General features: G+C 62.8%; 13 protein-coding genes. 8 read left to right on the top strand and 5 right to left on the bottom strand.

Features of this window, described 5'->3' with window-relative positions:
• Positions 1-109 precede the first annotated feature (109 nt).
• The 3 genes from A6B35_RS09020 (at position 110) to A6B35_RS09010 (ending at position 10,182) form a co-directional block, all read left to right on the top strand.
• Positions 110-8,518: a DUF5801 repeats-in-toxin domain-containing protein gene (locus A6B35_RS09020; RefSeq protein WP_065518171.1), complete on the top strand. Its 8,409-nt coding sequence runs from the start codon at positions 110-112 to the stop codon at positions 8,516-8,518.
• A gap of 76 nt (positions 8,519-8,594) precedes the next feature.
• Positions 8,595-8,963 carry a hypothetical protein gene (locus tag A6B35_RS09015; protein ID WP_040582361.1) on the top strand — a complete coding sequence of 123 codons (369 nt, stop codon included), beginning with the start codon at positions 8,595-8,597 and terminating at the stop codon, positions 8,961-8,963.
• Between the two features lie 31 nt (positions 8,964-8,994).
• Positions 8,995-10,182: an ABC transporter substrate-binding protein gene (locus A6B35_RS09010; RefSeq protein ID WP_006200892.1), complete on the top strand. Its 1,188-nt coding sequence runs from the start codon at positions 8,995-8,997 to the stop codon at positions 10,180-10,182.
• Between the two features lie 11 nt (positions 10,183-10,193).
• Here the strand turns inward: A6B35_RS09010 and A6B35_RS09005 are convergent, their stop codons facing one another.
• From A6B35_RS09005 to A6B35_RS08985, 5 genes are read right to left on the bottom strand one after another with little or no spacing between them, the layout of a single operon-like run.
• The gene (locus A6B35_RS09005; protein WP_006200894.1) at positions 10,194-10,733 is read right to left on the bottom strand and encodes a prepilin peptidase; all 540 of its coding nucleotides are present in this window, start codon (positions 10,731-10,733) and stop codon (positions 10,194-10,196) included.
• Between the two features lie 9 nt (positions 10,734-10,742).
• Positions 10,743-11,282, bottom strand: coding sequence for a tetratricopeptide repeat protein (locus tag A6B35_RS09000; RefSeq protein ID WP_006200895.1), 540 nt, complete (start codon positions 11,280-11,282; stop codon positions 10,743-10,745).
• 58 nt (positions 11,283-11,340) lie between these two features.
• A complete protein-coding gene (locus A6B35_RS08995) occupies positions 11,341-12,291 on the bottom strand; it encodes a type II secretion system F family protein (RefSeq protein WP_006200896.1) in 951 nt (316 codons plus the stop codon).
• Between the two features lie 18 nt (positions 12,292-12,309).
• A complete protein-coding gene (locus A6B35_RS08990; protein WP_244425883.1) occupies positions 12,310-13,245 on the bottom strand; it encodes a type II secretion system F family protein in 936 nt (311 codons plus the stop codon).
• Positions 13,246-13,281: 36 nt separating this feature from the next.
• Positions 13,282-14,679, bottom strand: a complete 1,398-nt coding sequence (locus A6B35_RS08985; protein WP_006200899.1) for a TadA family conjugal transfer-associated ATPase — start codon at positions 14,677-14,679, stop codon at positions 13,282-13,284.
• A gap of 525 nt (positions 14,680-15,204) precedes the next feature.
• On the opposite strand from A6B35_RS08985, the gene A6B35_RS08980 reads away from it, so the two are divergent.
• From A6B35_RS08980 to A6B35_RS08960, 5 genes are all read left to right on the top strand, one after another.
• The gene (locus tag A6B35_RS08980) at positions 15,205-15,423 is read left to right on the top strand and encodes a Flp family type IVb pilin (RefSeq protein ID WP_006200901.1); all 219 of its coding nucleotides are present in this window, start codon (positions 15,205-15,207) and stop codon (positions 15,421-15,423) included.
• A 969-nt stretch (positions 15,424-16,392) separates the two neighbouring features.
• Positions 16,393-16,611, top strand: a complete 219-nt coding sequence (locus A6B35_RS08975; RefSeq protein WP_006200902.1) for a Flp family type IVb pilin — start codon at positions 16,393-16,395, stop codon at positions 16,609-16,611.
• A gap of 102 nt (positions 16,612-16,713) precedes the next feature.
• A complete protein-coding gene (gene cpaB / locus A6B35_RS08970) occupies positions 16,714-17,754 on the top strand; it encodes a Flp pilus assembly protein CpaB (protein ID WP_040582331.1) in 1,041 nt (346 codons plus the stop codon).
• Positions 17,755-17,810: 56 nt separating this feature from the next.
• Positions 17,811-19,256: a type II and III secretion system protein family protein gene (locus A6B35_RS08965; protein ID WP_040582332.1), complete on the top strand. Its 1,446-nt coding sequence runs from the start codon at positions 17,811-17,813 to the stop codon at positions 19,254-19,256.
• Positions 19,243-19,527, top strand: coding sequence for a hypothetical protein (locus tag A6B35_RS08960; protein WP_040582333.1), 285 nt, complete (start codon positions 19,243-19,245; stop codon positions 19,525-19,527). The genes A6B35_RS08965 and A6B35_RS08960 overlap by 14 nt, the downstream gene beginning before the upstream one ends.
• Positions 19,528-19,566: the final 39 nt, after the last annotated feature.

Here is a 19,566-nt window from a genome sequence, read left to right as displayed (position 1 = left end):
AAAAAATGCTCATGCCTGTATAGTCTAGTATATGAAATAGATTGAAGGACTGTTGCAAAGGAGGGGCCACCCCTGTCTCTTTCCGGGAAATACCGGAGGGGTTTCAGAGATGACCACCAATATCGAGTTGGACAATTTTTCGGGTTCCCGGAACGAGCATTCGGCTTCCAGCGAACACAATGGCGCAACGGCACCGGCAGAGATGCAGGTCGCCCAGGCGGCGACGGGGGAGCCAGCCCCGGCAGTTGCCGATCCGGTTCCGGTCGATGTTGGCAGCGGCGCACCCGTGCAGCCGCAAGTGCCCGCGGCAGCGGCGGCAAATCCACCAGCGGCTGCGGCGGCAGCGCCTGCGCCGCATGACTATGTGGCAGACGCCAGCAACGTGGTGAGGCTTCCGGCCAATGTCTCGATCGACAACATCCGTGTCGACGGCCGCAATCTGGTGCTCGAACAGCCAGATGGGTCGGTGATCGTCATCAAGGACGGCGCCCTGAACGTGCCGACCTTCATCCTCGGCGATGTCGAGGTGCCGCGCGTTGCCTTGATCGCAGCGCTGGAAGCAAGCCATGTCGATGTCGCCTTCGGCGCCGATGGCTCGATTTCGGCAGGACCTGGCAACGGCCCGGACAGCGCCGGTGGAAACTTCGCGGTTCCTCCGGGCGGCATCGGCGACGGGTTCGACCTCTCGGCATTGCTGCCTCCGACTGCCTTGCAGTTTGGGCTATTGGACCGGCGCGAGCTCTTCCCGTCTGTTGTCGACAAGCAGGTCTCCGTGGTGGCCACGTCATTGCTTGCCCCGGACGAGGCGGCCAGCGAAACCGGCCTGGACGGGGGCCCGGCCCAATCGCCAGGTAGCGACGCACCGAGCGACGCGGAAACGTCCAGCGTCGGAACGATCAACATCAATGCGCCGGATGGTATCGGCTCGATCGTCATCAACGGCGTCACCGTGACCGGCGTCGGGCAGCAGATCCCGGGCCAGTTCGGCTACATCACGATCGTGTCCTTCGATCCGGGTACCGGTGCTATCGAATACAATTACACTGTCACCGAGTCAGTCACCCATCCCGAGCAGACAAACGGATTCGATCCGAACGATACGGTTCCGGACAATTTCAGCATCACGGTTACGGATGTCGACGGCGATTCGGCCAGCACCACTTTTGCCGTCGCCATCATCGACGACGTGCCGACAGCGGTCGCCGACATCGACAGCATCGCGGCCGGCCAGTTCGACCCGGCGACCGGCAATGTGCTGGCCGGCGGAACCGATGGCGCCGACGCCAACGCAACGGACGGCAATGCCGATACCGAGGGCGCCGATGGCGCGGCCGTGGTTGGCGTTGCGGCCGGCAACACCAATACCGATGTCGACAATGCTGCCACGCTCGGCGTGCAGATCCAGGGCACTTACGGCAAGCTGACGCTCAATGCCGACGGCACCTACTCCTATGTCCGCGACGCCGGCACCGCCGGCGGCGTCAATGACGTCTTCACCTATACGATCAAGGACGGCGACGGCGACACCTCGCACACCACGCTGACCATCTCGATCGGCAACTCACCGCCTGTGATCACCGACCTGACGCCGGAAGCCGGTGGCGGCGACGTGACGGTGGATGAAGAGGCATTGAACGTCGGCACGCCGGGCGGACCCGGCTCCAATCCGGCAAGCACGGCCGAGACCGGTGCGGGCACCTTCACGATCTCCTCGCCGGACGGCATCGCCGCGCTGACAATCGAGGGCCACAACTTCATCACCAACGGGGCGTTCACCGCCGGCTCGTTCACGACCGCGCTCGGCAACACGCTGTCGGTGACGGCCTACAATCAAGCTACAGGCGAAGTGAGCTACACCTACACGCTCAACGACAATGAGGCGCATGCCAACGCCCTCGACCAGAACAGCCTGTTCGAAAACCTAACCGTCACGCTGACCGACCAGGACGGCCAGAGCGTCAACGGCACGCTCGTCGCCAACATTGTCGACGATGTGCCGACGGCAAGTGCGGAAGCCTCGCAGAACGTCGCCGAGGGCGCGACGATCACCGGCACACTGGACTTCGGCGCCGGCGCCGACGGCGCCACGGTGACGCATATCGACGGCACGGCACTGATCTTCGGGGGCGACGGCTACTCCCAGGTGATCGACATCGGCGATGGTTCGATCAAGGTCAAGGCCGACGGCAGCTACTCGTTCACCGCCGACAATCCGGTCATCGGCACGGGTGCCGCATCGGCGACCTACACGGTGACCGACGGCGACGGCGACACGGCGCAGGCCGGCATCAGCTTTGCGGTGACGGATGCCAACCATCCGACAACCGGCACGGCGGCGGCCTCTGTCGACGACGACGGGCTTGCCGGCGGCAATGCGGCAAGCACGACGGGCGACATCGCGGTTCCGAACACCGATGGCGACAACAGCGAAGCCACTTTCTCCGGCACGCTCGGCGGCAGTCTCGGCGGCGACGGCGCCGGCGGCTTCTCATTTGCAGCGCTGGACGGCACCAATGGCACGGTTGGCCAGGAGAACGTCACCTACAGCTGGAACTCCCTCAACAATACGCTGACGGCGACGGGCCCGCGCGGCGACCTCTTCTCGGTTCATGTGACCGATCCGGCGACCGGCGCCTACACGGTGACGCTGCTCGACAACGTGCTGCAGGCACAGGGTCCCAATGACGAAAACAACGCGACGGCCGACCTGGGCTACGTCATCACCGATGCCGACGGCTCGACGGCATCGGGCACGTTGACGGTTACCTTCAATGACGATGCTCCCACCGCAAGCACGGAAGCCTCGCAGAACGTTGCCGAAGGCACGACGCTGACCGGCACGCTGGACTTCGTCGCCGGCGCCGACGGCGCCACGGTGACGCATATCGACGGCACGGCACTGGTGTTCAATCCTGCTGACAGCAACTACTCGCAGGCGATCGACATCGGCGATGGCTTCATCAAGGTCAAGGCCGACGGCAGCTACTCGTTCACCGCCAACAGTCCGGTTGCCGGTACGGGCGCGGCATCGGCGACCTACACGGTGACGGACGGCGACGGCGATACCGCGACGGCCGGCATCAGCTTTGTAGTGACCGACGCCAATACGCCAACGAGCGGCTCAGCGGCCGCCTCTGTCGACGATGACGCGCTTACCGGCGGCAATGCGGCGAGCACGACGGGCGATATCGCGGTTCCAAACACAGATGGCGACAACAACGAAGCGACGTTCTCGGGTACGCTCGGCGGCAGCCTCGGCGGCGACGGCGCCGGCGCCAACGGCTTCTCGTTCGCGACGCTCAACGGCACCGGCGGCACGGTCGGCCAGGAGAACGTCACCTACAGCTGGGACGCAGGCACCAACACATTGACGGCGACGACCACCAGCGGCGATCGCATCGGTACCCCGCTGTTCACGGTCCACGTAACCGACCCGGCGACCGGCGCCTACACTGTGACGCTGCTCGACAACGTGCTGCAGGCGCAGGGCCCCAATGACGAGAACAACGCGACGCTCAATCTGGGCTACGTCATCACCGACGCCGACGGTTCGACCGCACCGGGCACGCTGACCATCACCTTCAATGACGATGCCCCGTCGGCGGCGCCCTCGACGGCCGCAGAGCCGGTGCTGACGGTGGACGAGACGGTTCTCCTGACCAACGACACGAAGGCCTTCGCCAGCGCCTTCACCTCCAGCTACGGCGCCGACGGCGCCGGCGCGATCACCTATGCACTGGGCTTCAATGCCGGGTCGACCGGGCTGGTCGACACGCTGAGCGGCCAGGCGGTGGTGCTGAGCCTCGAGGCCGGCCAGGTGGTCGGCCGGGCGGGCGCCGGCGGCGCGATCGTGTTCACGGTCTCGACCGATGCCTCGGGCAATGTGACGCTCGACCAGCAGCGGGCGGTCGTCCATCCGACGTCGGACCCGAACGAGCCGGTCAGCCTGACCGCCGACAATCTGGTGACGCTGACGGCAACCATCACCGACAAGGACGGCGACAGCTCCGCGGCCACCCTCAACATCGGCCAGAACCTGACCTTCCTCGACGACGGCCCGACGATCTCGGCGTCGGGCGCCAGCGCGTCGCTGACGGTGGACGAGACGGTTCTCCTGACCAACGACACGAAGGCCTTCGCCAGCGCCTTCACCTCCAGCTACGGCGCCGACGGCGCCGGCGCGATCACCTATGCACTGGGCTTCAATGCCGGGTCGACCGGGCTGGTCGACACGCTGAGCGGCCAGGCGGTGGTGCTGAGCCTCGAGGCCGGCCAGGTGGTCGGCCGGGCGGGCGCCGGCGGCGCGATCGTGTTCACGGTCTCGACCGATGCCTCGGGCAATGTGACGCTCGACCAGCAACGGGCGGTCGTCCATCCGACGTCGGACCCGAACGAGCCGGTCAGCCTGACCGCCGACAATCTGGTGACGCTGACGGCAACCATCACCGACAAGGACGGCGACAGCTCCGCGGCCACCCTCAACATCGGCCAGAACCTGACCTTCCTCGACGACGGCCCGACGATCTCGGCGCCGGGCGCCAGCGCGTCGCTGACGGTGGACGAGACGGTTCTCCTGACCAACGACACGAAGGCCTTCGCCAGCGCCTTCACCTCCAGCTACGGCGCCGACGGCGCCGGCGCGATCACCTATGCACTGGGCTTCAATGCCGGGTCGACCGGGCTGGTCGACACGCTGAGCGGCCAGGCGGTGGTGCTGAGCCTCGAGGCCGGCCAGGTGGTCGGCCGGGCGGGCGCCGGCGGCGCGATCGTGTTCACGGTCTCGACCGATGCCTCGGGCAATGTGACGCTCGACCAGCAGCGGGCGGTCGTCCATCCGACGTCGGACCCGAACGAGCCGGTCAGCCTGACCGCCGACAATCTGGTGACGCTGACGGCAACCATCACCGACAAGGACGGCGACAGCTCCGCGGCCACCCTCAACATCGGCCAGAACCTGACCTTCCTCGACGACGGCCCGACGATCTCGGCGCCGGGCACCAGCGCGTCGCTGACGGTGGACGAGACGGTTCTCCTGACCAACGACACGAAGGCCTTCGCCAGCGCCTTCACCTCCAGCTACGGCGCCGACGGCGCCGGCGCGATCACCTATGCACTGGGCTTCAATGCCGGGTCGACCGGACTGGTCGACACGCTGAGCGGCCAGGCGGTGGTGCTGAGCCTCGAGGCCGGCCAGGTGATCGGCCGGGCGGGCGCCGGCGGCGCGATCGTGTTCACGGTCTCGACCGATGCCTCGGGCAATGTGACGCTCGACCAGCAACGAGCGGTCGTCCATCCGACGTCGGACCCGAACGAGCCGGTCAGCCTGACCGCCGACAATCTGGTGACGCTGACGGCAACCATCACCGACAAGGACGGCGACAGCTCCGCGGCCACCCTCAACATCGGCCAGAACCTGACCTTCCTCGACGACGGCCCGACGATCTCGGCGCCGGGCGCCAGCGCGTCGCTGACGGTGGACGAGACGGTTCTCCTGACCAACGACACGAAGGCCTTCGCCAGCGCCTTCACCTCCAGCTACGGCGCCGACGGCGCCGGCGCGATCACCTATGCACTGGGCTTCAATGCCGGGTCGACCGGACTGGTCGACACGCTGAGCGGCCAGGCGGTGGTGCTGAGCCTGGAGGCCGGCCAGGTGGTCGGCCGGGCGGGCGCCGGCGGCGCGATCGTGTTCACGGTCTCGACCGATGCCTCGGGCAATGTGACGCTCGACCAGCAACGGGCGGTCGTCCATCCGACGTCGGACCCGAACGAGCCGGTCAGCCTGACCGCCGACAATCTGGTGACGCTGACGGCAACCATCACCGACAAGGACGGCGACAGCTCCGCGGCCACCCTCAACATCGGCCAGAACCTGACCTTCCTCGACGACGGCCCGACGATCTCGGCGCCGGGCGCCAGCGCGTCGCTGACGGTGGACGAGACGGTTCTCCTGACCAACGACACGAAGGCCTTCGCCAGCGCCTTCACCTCCAGCTACGGCGCCGACGGCGCCGGCGCGATCACCTATGCACTGGGCTTCAATGCCGGGTCGACCGGACTGGTCGACACGCTGAGCGGCCAGGCGGTGGTGCTGAGCCTGGAGGCCGGCCAGGTGGTCGGCCGGGCGGGCGCCGGCGGCGCGATCGTGTTCACGGTCTCGACCGATGCCTCGGGCAATGTGACGCTCGACCAGCAACGGGCGGTCGTCCATCCGACGTCGGACCCGAACGAGCCGGTCAGCCTGACCGCCGACAATCTGGTGACGCTGACGGCAACCATCACCGACAAGGACGGCGACAGCTCCGCGGCCACCCTCAACATCGGCCAGAACCTGACCTTCCTCGACGACGGCCCGACGATCTCGGCGCCGGGCACCAGCGCGTCGCTGACGGTGGACGAGACGGTTCTCCTGACCAACGACACGAAGGCCTTCGCCAGCGCCTTCACCTCCAGCTACGGCGCCGACGGCGCCGGCGCGATCACCTATGCACTGGGCTTCAATGCCGGGTCGACCGGACTGGTCGACACGCTGAGCGGCCAGGCGGTGGTGCTGAGCCTCGAGGCCGGCCAGGTGATCGGCCGGGCGGGCGCCGGCGGCGCGATCGTGTTCACGGTCTCGACCGATGCCTCGGGCAATGTGACGCTCGACCAGCAACGAGCGGTCGTCCATCCGACGTCGGACCCGAACGAGCCGGTCAGCCTGACCGCCGACAATCTGGTGACGCTGACGGCAACCATCACCGACAAGGACGGCGACAGCTCCGCGGCCACCCTCAACATCGGCCAGAACCTGACCTTCCTCGACGACGGCCCGACGGTTCTCGACAAGACGGATCTCTATTTCGCCAACAGCGGGACCGTCAGCGGCACCGGTGTGTTCGACTACTCCATCGGTGCTGACGGACGTACGTCGTACAGCAGCGTCAATTCTGACTTTGCCGCCATCACATTGGCCGGCACCGTGGCAGGAAACGCGATCACGTCGCCGACCGTAACCTGGGCTTCCGAGACGTCAACAGAGGCTGTCTTCAACGTCAGCTTCAGCTATCTCACCGGCGGCGTGTCTACCCAGGAAACCGGCACCATCACCTTCGACAAGGTGGCCGGAACTTACACTGTGGATCTGGCCGACCCGATCTCTGCTGTAACGATCAGCACAGTGAGCAATTCGTCTTCTATCGTCGGCTATCAGCCGGGATCCTCGACGGTTGACAACAGCCAGCCGGATGTGGCGGTGGCCCAGGTCAATACAAACCTGTTCATCCAGTTCACCGGCTATGCCGAACCGGGTGCCGGCACCGGAGCCAACAACCTGCAATCGGGTTCGATTGACGGCAGCACGCTTACTTATGTGAACGGAGAACTGCTCACCCAGAGTTCGGCATTCGTGTCCATCTCCGGCACGGCAAATGGCGTCGCCGGCGATACAATGGGCAAGGGAGAAGTCATCGACATGGACTTCTTCACCACGAACCCGACTGGATTTACGGGTTTGACGCCCGACGCCCAGGTGAGTTCGATGTTCCTGAAGTTCGATGGCATCGGGAACACGGAAGACTTCATCGTCATCCTGAAACTCTACGATCCGACGACCAACGAATACACAACCAAGGCAATGTTCGTAGAGAACGCCGACATCTTCAGGGGCCCGGGCTCCGGTCCTGGCGCCTACTCGAGTGTAACCCTCGACAACAATGACGGTCTGTTGATCATCGAATCGAATGATTACAACGCTGCTGGTCAGCACTATGTGCTGGTGGGCGCACAAGTCACACCGACCGATGAAGGCATCACCGGCACGGCCATCAATCTCAACGGTGCCATCGGCGCCGGCGGGGCGAGCACCACAACCCAAAACCTGAGCTCCGATGCCAATGATCTCGGGTTCAAGATCTCCGATATCGGTCTGGTCAGCACCACGACGACGGCCCAGAATGCCGATCTGACCTTCAACGTCACCGTGAAAGACGCGGACGGCGATACATCACCTGCACAGCAACTCGACGTTCACGTTGTCAACGGTGTTACCTATACCGGCACGGCGGATGCCGAGACCATGCAGGGCACGGCCAGTGGCGACACGCTGACCGGCAACGGCGGCAACGATATCCTGCAAGGGTTTGCCGGAGCCGATATTCTGAATGGCGGCGACGGCAACGACCTTCTCATCGGAGGTCTCGGCCAGGATACCATGACCGGCGGCGCGGGAGCCGACACGTTCAAGCTCGACGGCCTGGACATCAAGGATCTCATCGTCGACTACAGCGGTCTTGGCGGGCACGGCGACAAGATCGACCTGTCGGCCTTGTTCGACACGGCACCCGGCGGCGCCAATGTCGGCGACTTCGTGAACTACAATGCGGGAACGGGCACGCTCAGCGTCGATACCGACGGCACGGCCAACGGCGCCAATTTCGTCGACGTCGCGACGCTGCAGAACCTGCCCGCGGCCAACACGATCACGCTGCTTTACGACGACGGAACAACCACGCACACGACCACAGCAAATCTGGTCTAATGGCGTGGCGCTAAGCCATTGGACCGTGCTATGTATTAGCACGGTCATATATTGGGGATATGGAGGGGCATTCATGATGAAGCGTTCTGCAAGACTATTGGTTTCCACCGCCGCGCTGTTGCTGGCCGGATCGACGGGCTTTGCCGCCGACATCATCGACGGACCGACGGGCGACTATTGCCGTGTCGTGGGCACGTCCAATCTGGTGCTGACCGAAAACATCGTCGATCTCAAGGCCGAAGTGGTCAAGCTGATGGACGAATCGGTCGCCGTCGCCAACAGCTCGGAGTGGATCCATTCGACCCGCCCGGCCTTCGTCTGGGCATCGGAAGCCAAGGTCGCCTGCGGCAAGGCCTATGGCTATCTGAAGACGAACTACCGCGACGAAGACTATCTCAACAAATGCGAGTGCTTTCACGACCGCATGGTCGAATACATGAACTGACCGGAAAGGCCAGGACACCGGCCAGCAGTCGATGAGAGCCAAGAAAAAGCTGTCGAGGGCGATCGCGCTGGCGCTCGCGGCGACCCTGTCCGGCTGCCAGTCGAAAGGCAGCGTGAGCGAGGTGCTCGACCCGGCCCAGATCGCAGCGCCCAATGCGCCGGCGGGCATCGCTGCGGCCGGCCCGCCGCAGGCGACGCAATCGCTCGGCACGGGCTCGACGAAGATCACCATGCTTCTACCGCTGTCGGCCCCGGGGACCGCGGGCGAGGGCGGCCGCAAGATGTTCGACGCCGCCAGGCTGGCGATGACCGACCTCGGCAACAACCTCATCACGCTGACCGTCGAGGACACGCGCGGCGATGCGGGCTACGCCAAGGACCTGGCGGTCAAGGCGATCACGACAGGATCGAAGGTCGTCATCGGTCCGAGCGAACTGCCGGCCGCGCAGAATATCGCCAAGCTGTCGGGCTCGAACCGGCCGCCGGTGCTGGCGCTGGCCGACAATTTCGCCGGCGGCCCCGGCGTCTACGCGGTGCGGCTCAGCGAAGCCGACAGCGCCGCGGCGGGTGCCGCGGCCATCGCCACCAAGGGCGCCAAGAAATTCGTGCTGCTGGTTGCGTCGGGTGCCAATGCCGGCGCTGTTGAAAAGCGGGTCGCCAACGGCCTCAGCATCTATGGCGCGTCGCTCGCCGTCACCCTGCCCTATTCGCCGGCCGACGGCGGCGCCAAGGCGATCGCAGACATGGGCTCGCTGGTGGAAGCCCCGGATGCCGTCATCGTCGCCAGCGGAGACGCCAGCCCGTCACAGCTGCTTGCCGCGCTGAAATCGAAAGGCATTCCAAGCAAGACGACGAAGCTCATCGGGACCGACCGCTGGCTGGAGCACCCGATGGATCCGCTGTTCGAAGGCGCCTATATCGCGACACTCGACCAGGGCGAGACCGGGCCGATCGCCGACCGCTTCAAGACGACGTACAACTACCAGCCCGACGTCAACGTCGCCTACGCCTATGACATGGTCGCGCTCACCGCCGGCATCGCCAGCGCCGTCGGCCCCGACGGCTTCAGCAAGCAGGTGCTGGAAAATCCGAGCGGGTTCCGCGGGTCGACCGGCCTGTTCCGCTTCCGGGCGGACGGATCCAGCCAGCGCTCGATGCCGTTCTACCGGGTCGAGAAGGGCGCGCTGAAGCTGGTCGAGAAGTCGACGTCGGGGTTTTGAGGGCTGTCGATTCAGCTAAGCTGCTGCAATACCCCGGAGCTGGTGAGCAGCATCACGCTGCCATAGATCAGGAATACGATCGAGCAGATCGCCGCGAGCGCAATCGGCACGCCGAAGGGCACGACGCCCTTGCGGTCCAGATGCTGGACGAGGAGGCGAAAGGCCCCCTCGGGCAGCATGAACGGGTTTTTCACCATCACGGCCGTGGCCACGGCGAAGACCAGCAGCAACAGAGAAAACACGACCAGGCCGGTGCCGCCGATCAGGAACGGGATGACGGCCAGCAGTTTGACATCGCCGGCGCCGACCTTGCGCAAGACCCAGAACGGGAAGAGCACGACAAACAGCAGCAGGCCGGCAAGCGCGCTCAGCCCCATGTCCCACCAGGATCCGGACTGAACGGCCACCAACAGCAGCGAGCCCGCACCCAGGCAAAGCAGCAACAGCACGTTGCTGTTGGATATCTTCTGGGTGGTGAAGTCGAGCCAGGCGATCCTCGCAAGCAGAGGGATCGCCAACGCCTTCAGCAGCAGCGATGCGGCGAGCAGCATAGAGGCGCTCTACCGCTCGACGTTCTGCACGCTGGAGGCCAGGAGCTTCAGATTGTTGGCGACGGTCGGATCCTTGGGCGCCAGCTCATAGGCCTTGAGGAAGTTGGTGCGCGCGTCCTGCAGCTTGCCGCGCAGCAGATAGGAATAGCCGACATTGTTGTAATATTCGGGTGTCCCGCCAATCAGCTTGAACGCCCGGCCATAGGCCCGGTCGGCAAGGTCGAAGCGGTGGATGCGGTCGCTGCAGGCGGCGAGGCCCAGCCAGGCAACGCCGTCATTTGGAGCCAGCTGCGTCGCCTTGTAGAAGAGAGCGCCGGCATTGCCGTAATTTTCCGCGCGGAACTGGTTCTTGGCTTCGGCGACAGCCAGGTCCGAGGCATAGTATTCGACATCGCTGACCGTCTTCAGCCCGTCGAACGCATCGCCAAATGCAGTGACGTCGCCCTTTGAGGGTTCGTTGGTGCGAACGACACCGTCGGTGGCGTCCGTCTGGCAGCCGGCAATCGCAAGGATCAACAGGCCGGCTGCGGCCGCATTTTGCCATCTCATATATATATGTCCCCGAGGGTTGACCCCGACTCACATTAGAATCAAAGCTTACGCATAACTAGAAGAAAATGCCCCTCATCCGGATGACTACCGGTAACATGATAACCATCAACACTACAGGAAATATGCACAGCCCCAATGGGATCATCATCTTGACCGGCAAAGCGTTGGCGCGCTCCTCGGCGCGAAGAATTCGCTGGCTTCGCATCTCGTCGCTGTAGACGCGCAGCGCCTCCGTGAGACTGGTGCCAAGTTCTTCCGATTGCCGAAACAGAACCGCCAGGGCCCGCGCCTCGTCTAGTCCGACACGGTCAGCGAGTTCGCGTAGCCCTTCCCGCAGCGGCTTGCCGGCCCGCAACTGCAGAACCATGATCGAAAGCTGGATCCCGAGCCATTTGTGGGTACCGGCCAGTTCGCCGCTGACACGCTCGACCGCCGCTTCCAGGCTCATCCCTGCGTCGGCGCAGGTGATCATCATGTCCATGAAGTCGGGAAAGCCGCGACGATAGGTCTGCATCTGGGCCTTCTCGAAGCGGTCAAGCGCGATGCTCGGAACAACAAGACATCCCAGTCCGAACAAGGCGGCGCCGGTGAATGCAATGAAGCCGGGTAACTCCGGAGGCAGCACCCGGGAAAGGAGCGCGTAGGCAGCCAGAAAGCCAAAGCCGACGGCGGCCATGCGCGACAAGGTATAAATAAGGGGCGCGCTTGAATGATAGAATCCGGCGCGAAACAGTTTGGCCTCAAGCGCGTTGGGCTCGCCACGCTCCTTCTCGACTGAGCGGAAATAAGCGTCGATCGGCTTCTGTGCCGCGATCTTGGCGAGCTGCTCCTGACCCGCGAGCGAACGACGATCCGCAATTCCCTCGGCCAACAGGCTTTGTGCGACCAGTTTTCGCGTCTGCAGCGCAGGCAAGAAGACAAGCGCGCCGAACAGGAAAAGCGCCACCGCCGCCAGGAAGACGGTGATGGAAACCAGGACGCTGATATCCTGAAAGTTCGAGAACACTTTTTTGCTTCGCTCCAGTCAGAAATCGAAATTGACCATCCGGTACATGATGAAGTCGCCCAAAAGCGCCCATATCCCGAAAAGCGTGAACACGGGCAAGATGACCGGGTTGTTCCAAACGGTGCCGTAGTAGGCCGGGGCAGCGAGCTGAAGTATCAGGAACATCGCGACCGGGAACAGAGAGATGATCCAGGCCGACATCCGACCCTCGGCTGAAAGCGCCCTGATCTTCAGGCGCAGCTTCTGCCTCTCGCGCAGCACCGACGACAGATTGTGTAGAATCTCGGTAAGATTGCCGCCCGTCTTGGACTGAATGGAAAGCGACACCGAAAGCAGATGCAGCCCCTCAAACCCCACGCGTTGCGAAAGTTTGCGCACCGCATTTTCAAGACTTAGGCCGAACGTTATCTCGTCGGAAACGATGCCGAATTCGGTGCCGAGCGGATCAGGCATCTCGCGGGCCACAAGGCCGATTGCGACGGAAGCCGGATGTCCGGCGCGCAGCGAACGCACGATCATGTCGAGTGCGTCGGGGAGTTGCTTGGCGAATTTCTGGATTCGCTTGTTGCGCGCGCGGCGTAGAACCAGAAGCGGCAGGACAAATCCGACCAGCAAAAAGATACCAAGCCCTACAATGCCCGAGAAGTGCAGCAGAAAGGCAAACACCAGCCCCAACGTCAGCCCGGCAAGGACGAACGTCGCGGCGAAGGCCAGCGGATTCCCGGTAATGCCGGATTGCGTATAGAGCCGGTTCAGCCCGATCGCGCTGAAAACGAAGTCACCCGTGGCCGTCAATCCGCGTTCGAGCAACAGACCTTGCAGGGTTTTCTCAGCCGGGGCTTCTTCTGCCAGGCGCTTGAGCCGCCGATTTATCGTGCCAATTCGGTAGCGCCGTCCGGCATAGGACAAATAGAGGGATTCAGCGGCAAGGATGACCGACGCGGCCGCCAGCACATAGATGAAATAGAGCAGCGTCTGACCGGTAGGCATCTAGAGTGGAACCTGCGGGTTGAAGGCATCCTTGGCGAAATGGTGGCCAAGCGTTGCGGCTTCCTGTGCAAAGCGCGGTCGTACACCAGTGGCGCGAAAATCGCCGACGATCTTGCCTTCCGGCGTCACTTCGCGGCGAACAAAGTGGTAAAGCTCCTGAAGCTGGACGACGTTGCCTTCCATGCCGGTCAGTTCCGATATGGAGATGACCCGTCTGCCACCATCGGAGAGGCGTTGCGTCTGCACGATGATGTCGATGGCCGAGGCGATCTGCGCCCGGATTGACTCGTGTGTCATCGGCATGCCGGCCATGCCGACCATCTGTTCCAGGCGCGACAGTGCATCGCGCGGCGTGTTGGCATGGATCGTGGTCATCGAGCCTTCATGGCCGGTGTTCATCGCCTGCAGCATGTCGAAAGCTTCTTCGCCGCGAACCTCGCCGACGATGATGCGGTCGGGCCTCATGCGCAGTGCATTCTTGACCAGTTCGCGCTGTCGAACCTCGCCCTTGCCCTCGACATTGGGCGGGCGTGTCTCCAGCCGGCCGACATGCGGCTGCTGCAGTTGCAGCTCCGCCGCGTCCTCGATGGTGATCAGTCTCTCGGCGGATGGAATGTAGCTCGACAGGGCGTTGAGCAAGGTCGTCTTGCCGCTACCGGTGCCGCCCGAAACCAGGATCGATTTGCGCGCCTGCACGGCGATCCGCAACAGATCGATCATCGGCTGACGGATCGAGTTGAACACCATCAGGCGTTCGAGCGAATAAGGGTTTCTTGAGAATTTGCGGATCGACACCAGTGGGCCGTCGACCGAGATCGGCCGCACCGCGATGTTGACGCGCGAACCGTCTTCCAGGCGCGCATCCACCATTGGCGACGATTCGTCCACGCGCCTTCCGATGGCCGAGACAATTTTGTTGACGATGCGCAGCAGGTGCGCCTCGTCGCGGAAGCGGATCGGGGTTTCCTCGAGCACGCCGCGGCGCTCGATGAAGACATGCTTGTGGGTGTTGATCAGGATGTCGGCGATGGAATCATCCTTGAGCAGCGGTTCGATCGGCCCCAATCCAAGCATCTCGTCGGCGGTATCGCTGGTCAGCTGGTCGAGTTCACGAGCGTTCAACGGCACGTTTCGAGCGCGGACAAATTCCCGCACGATCGGCCGGATCTCGTTCAGGATTTCATCCTTGGACGCGTTTTCAAGGGCGGTCAGATTGAAGCGATCGATGAGATGGCGGTGGAGTTCGACCTTGAGCGTCAGGAAATCGTCACCATGCGCTACGGCCTCCGAGGCCGGAACTGCCGGAACTGACGCCGGCGCAGTGGATTGCGATACAATCACCGGAGCTGGCTGCTCAGCCCGCGTCTCGCCCGGTCCCTTGGTGAAGCGGCCCAACATGCTGCGTCTTCCCCCTTTTAATCCCCACCGTCGAAACTAAGCGTTAACCACGGGGGGCACAAGCGCCGGGCGTGGCTGAAAGGGTCGAATACTTGCAACATAGTTAAGACGAGACCCCAAAAAAATCGTTTTATTTCGGGACTGTGGATCCTAGAGCACACCTTGGCTCCAACCTCACGAAGCGCTTTCGCATCACAACCAATCGATGCGGCGCTGGGAATGCCCACAACCCTTTAGATATAAAAGAATATGCGCTACCTCTAATGTCATAGGCGGCCGCGCTACGATCGTGGCAAAATTGTGAATCGATGGTTAAAGACCCTCGAAAAATTAGTTGAATCAAGATGTTGTTGAAATTTTTTCCGGATCTGAGCGCAGGCGGTCATGTATTGGAAGGTTAAGGATCCGTTAATTTGTTTGACACTGCTTTTTTTCGGGACCTAGAATCGAGGTGACGGGGGATGCTGGGTATGGGGTTCATCCTTGGCTCGTCTCGTCGGGTTCACTCCAAAGGGAGAAATTGGCATGAAGAAGCTCATGACGATGGCCCGGCAGTTCCGCGACGACGATAACGGCGCTGCTATGGTCGAATATTCCATACTTGTCGGTATCATCGCGGCAGCCGCGATCCTTGCGATCCTGGCGATCGGCGGCTGGGTCACCGGGCGTTTCACCGGCCTATGCGCCGCGCTGGAAGCCTCGCCGATCGGCGCTTGCGACGTTACGACGGGCGTCGGAACCTGATCGCCTGATCACACTCAGACCCGGGTCGCTCTGGCCCGGGTCCCACCCGACGATCGACCGATACATCCTGCCAATTCTGACGCACAGTCCGCGCGGTTGGATCTCCGCTGCGCCCTCAATGGCGATCAGGCGCCTTATGGCCGGAAATTAGCTCGACTGCGCGTTGAGCAATGCCGCCTCCCCACTGCCGTAACATTCGAAACCAGGATCGATCTCCGCGCCTATAGACGTTGGCGAGGGTTCCGGCAATCGAATCGTCTTCAGCAGCCGTCTGACCGGCCCAGTCCGCCTCGTCCGGCGATCATGCCAGCGAGTGGGCTCATTGGCGTTAAGCTGCACGTTCCGCCGTTCGCCGCAACATCCGCTGCAGGCACTGCAACCGCTACAGCAGCGCCATGACGATTGCTCGACCTGACGCCCATATGGCCCCTTTGATGAGGCCACCTGAACTGTAGCCGGAATCCCATGAGAATCCCAAAGGCCGAGAAGCCGGCATTGACTACGCTTGGCACAAGGCGCCTAGCGTAGCCTGGAGGGCCGAATACTTATGAGTTAGTTAAGACGAGACTCCAAAAAAATCGTTTTATTTTTGGACGGCGCGTCCAGGAGCGCACCTTAACTCCAACCTCACGAAACGTGTCGCCCTGCAACATGCGAATGCGCCGCCGTGAGTCTCTGTAAACCCTTACATATAAAGGACTATGCACATACCCTAATATGATGGCGCCTCCGCCACAGGTGGGGCGAAATTGTGAACGAATGGTTAAAGGCGCTTGAAAACCAAATCGAATCAATCCCTTGTGGAAATTGAACTGGCTTCAGATCAGGTATTCGAAGGTTAAGGAACTGTTAATCCCGTTTGACTTCGCTTTTTTGTGGGACTTAGATCGAGTCGACGGGGGATGCTGGGTATGGGGTTCATCCTTAGCTCTGTCTCGTCGGGTTCAACCTCCAAAGGGAGAAATTGGCATGAAGAAGCTCATGACGATGGCCCGGCAGTTCCGCGACGACGATAACGGCGCTGCTATGGTCGAGTATTCCATACTTGTCGGTATCATCGCGGCAGCCGCGATCCTTGCGATCCTGGCGATCGGCGGCTGGGTCACCGGGCGTTTCACCGGCCTGTGCGCCGCGCTGGAAGCCTCGCCGCTCGGCACTTGTAACGTGGGAACGGGCGTCGGCACCTGATCGCCTGATTTAGCTCAGGCCCGGGTCACGTGACCCGGGCCTGACAATTGGTCGCTCGGGGCAAATGCGGCCGTTTCTGCTGCCTTTTTGGGGTTTGGGCTCATGCGTGCGAACACTTTGATCATGATTATCCTCGCCGGCGTGTTCGGCGTCCTGGCGGTGGTGCTTGCCAACATCTGGCTGGCCGGCCAGCGCAGCGCGATGGCGGAGGCAAACGGTGTCCAGCGCGACACGGTCGTGGTGGCGGCAGTAGCCCTGAAGTTCGGCGACACCTTATCGGCCGACAAATTGCGTGAGATCGCATGGCCGGCAGGTGCAGTGCCGACCGGCGCTTTCAAGACGACGAAAGAGGCGCTCGCCGGCGAAGGTACGAAGCAGGCGCTGCAAGCGATCGGCGCCAACGAGCCCATACTTACTACGAAGATTACCGGCCCCGGCCAGCGCGCCACGCTTTCGGCAGTGCTCGGCGAAGGCATGAAAGCCGTTTCCATCAGGGTCAACGACGTGCTCGGCGTCGCCGGATTTGTGTTCCCGGGCGATCGTGTCGATGTGCTGCTGACGCGCACGGCGCGCGGCGATGGCGGCGTGGACCAGAGTTTTGTCGACGTGCTGCTGCAGAGCATGAAGGTGCTCGCCGTCGACCAGGTGGCGGATGAAAGCAAGGACAGCCCGACGGTGGTGAAGTCCGTGACGCTGGAGGCCAGCACCAAGGACGCGCAGAAGCTGACGCTGGCTGCCGATGCGGGCCAGTTGTCGCTGGCGCTTCGCCAGGCTGCGGCCAGCCAGGGCGAATCGACCGAACGCGTGACGTTGTCGGACCTGATCGGCGAGACGCCCGCGGATGTCGCCAAAAGGCAGGCAGAGCTCGACAGGCAGGCAGCCGCGGAAGCCGAGGCAGCAGCCGAGCGCAAACGCGCCGACGACAAGTTGGCCGGACTGACCCAGGCGGTCGATCGGGTGGGAAGCAAGCTCGACGATCTGAGCAAGGTCAAGCCGGCCCCGGCTGTGGCATCTGCGCCGCAAGTGAAGGAAATCGTCAAGGAAGTGGTCAAATATGTACAGCCTGAACCGCCGGCACGTGCGACAGTCGGTGTCTTTCGAGGTATAAAGCTCGAAACTTACGATGTGCCGCGACAGAAATAACACCGGCATATTAGGATAGGTGGAGTCCGAATCAGCCGGCAGGGGGGTTAGCGTAAATGCGTGTGTTCCGGAGACCACTGGCCGCCGCCGCTTTGGTTTTGTCCTGCGCGTTGCTGTCACTGAGCCATATGGCTAACGCCGCCGATCGCAACATCGACGTGTCCAACCCCACCGTTCACCGTGTCTTCATACCCACGTCGCAATCGGTGACGATCCAGGTGAACGCGACACTGGGCGACATCGTCGTCGGCGACGAGAAGATCGCCGACGCCCAGCCGATGACCGACCGCACGCTCTATGTCATAGGCAAGGCCGCCGGCACTACGACCGTCAACCTGTTTTCCGAGGACAAACGTTCGCTTGGCGTGATCCAGGTCGAGGTCGGCGTCGACGTCAGCGACATGGCCCAGGCGATCCGCCAGGTGGCGCCCAAATCACGGATCGAGATCGGTTCGATCAACGGGAAGGTCAGGCTTGCCGGCCACGTCAAGGACGGCGCGACGCTGGCAGCCATCGTGGAGGTGGCGCAGCAGTATGGGCCCGACGCGATCATCAACTCTGTCATCGTTGATGACAGCCAGCAGGTGAACCTGGAAGTGCGCATTCTCGAAGCCAAGCGCAATGCCGGCCGCGACCTCGGCGTTTCGATCAGGGGCAGGAACGGAAGCGGCACGACTAGAGGCGCAACCGGCATCGCCGCCGTCGACGAAGACAATGTGGTGCTGGGACCGGGAGACTTGGTCTCCGGCCTGCTGTCGAACACCAATCCCTTCGCCGCTCTCATCACCCGCGTCATCGACAGCAACATCAAGGTCGATCTGATCATCGAGGCGCTTGAGGCCAAGGGCGTGGTGCGCACGCTGGCCGAACCCAATCTGACCACACTTTCAGGCGAGACGGCCAGCTTCAACGCCGGCGGCGAAATTCCTATCCGCAGCATCGGCGCTGATGGCGAGGTCCAGGTCGAATTCAAGCAGTTCGGCGTCAATCTGCTATTCACACCAGTGGTGCTGGAGGACGACAAGATCCATATGAAGCTGGCGCCCGAAGTGAGCGACCTAACCAGCTTCACCAATGCCGGCGACCCGATCTTCACCAACCGCAAGCTGTCGACCACCGTCGAACTGCGCGACGGCCAGAGTTTCGCCGTCGGCGGGCTTCTGTCGAGCAAGACCACGAAGCTCCAGAGACAGGTGCCATGGCTTGGCCAGGTGCCGGTCATTGGTACGCTATTCCGCAATTCCAGCAACCAGAAGGAAGAGACGGAGTTGGTCGTCGTCGTCACTCCGCACCTCGTGCGGCCGGTGAAGCCCGGCGAACAGTTGGCGACGCCATTCGACAAGACGCGGCCGGCCAACGACCCGGAGTTCTTCATCCTCGGCCAGTTGGAAGTGACCAAGGACATGGTTCGCAAATATGAACTCGGCGAAGGCGTGACCGGCCCTTACGGCCACATGCTGGACCTCAAATCGAAGGACAAGATGCTCTATGTCAAGAAATAGCGTCCTGATCCTCCTCTTGAGCGCCGGCGCGCTGACGGGCTGCGCCGCCGACTATCTGAACAATTACGACACGGTGACGCTGGCAGCCGGCGATACGCAGAAATTCAATTCGCTTCTGCAGACGGTCGAGCCGCTCAATCCGAACTCGAAGAACACCAAAATAGAGGGCGACGGTGTGCGCGCCGCCGGTGCTGCGCAGAGGTACAGGATTCCGCCTCCGCCACCTCCGGCGCCGAGCATCACGGTCAATGTAGGCAACACCACGAATTGAACAGAAGGATGCGGGGTTAGCGCGCCAGGTAACGAGGGA

Origin of the sequence: Mesorhizobium amorphae CCNWGS0123, from assembly GCF_001686985.1 — a bacterium.
GTDB lineage: Bacteria > Pseudomonadota > Alphaproteobacteria > Rhizobiales > Rhizobiaceae > Mesorhizobium > Mesorhizobium amorphae.
This window is presented reverse-complemented; position numbering and strand designations above follow the sequence as displayed.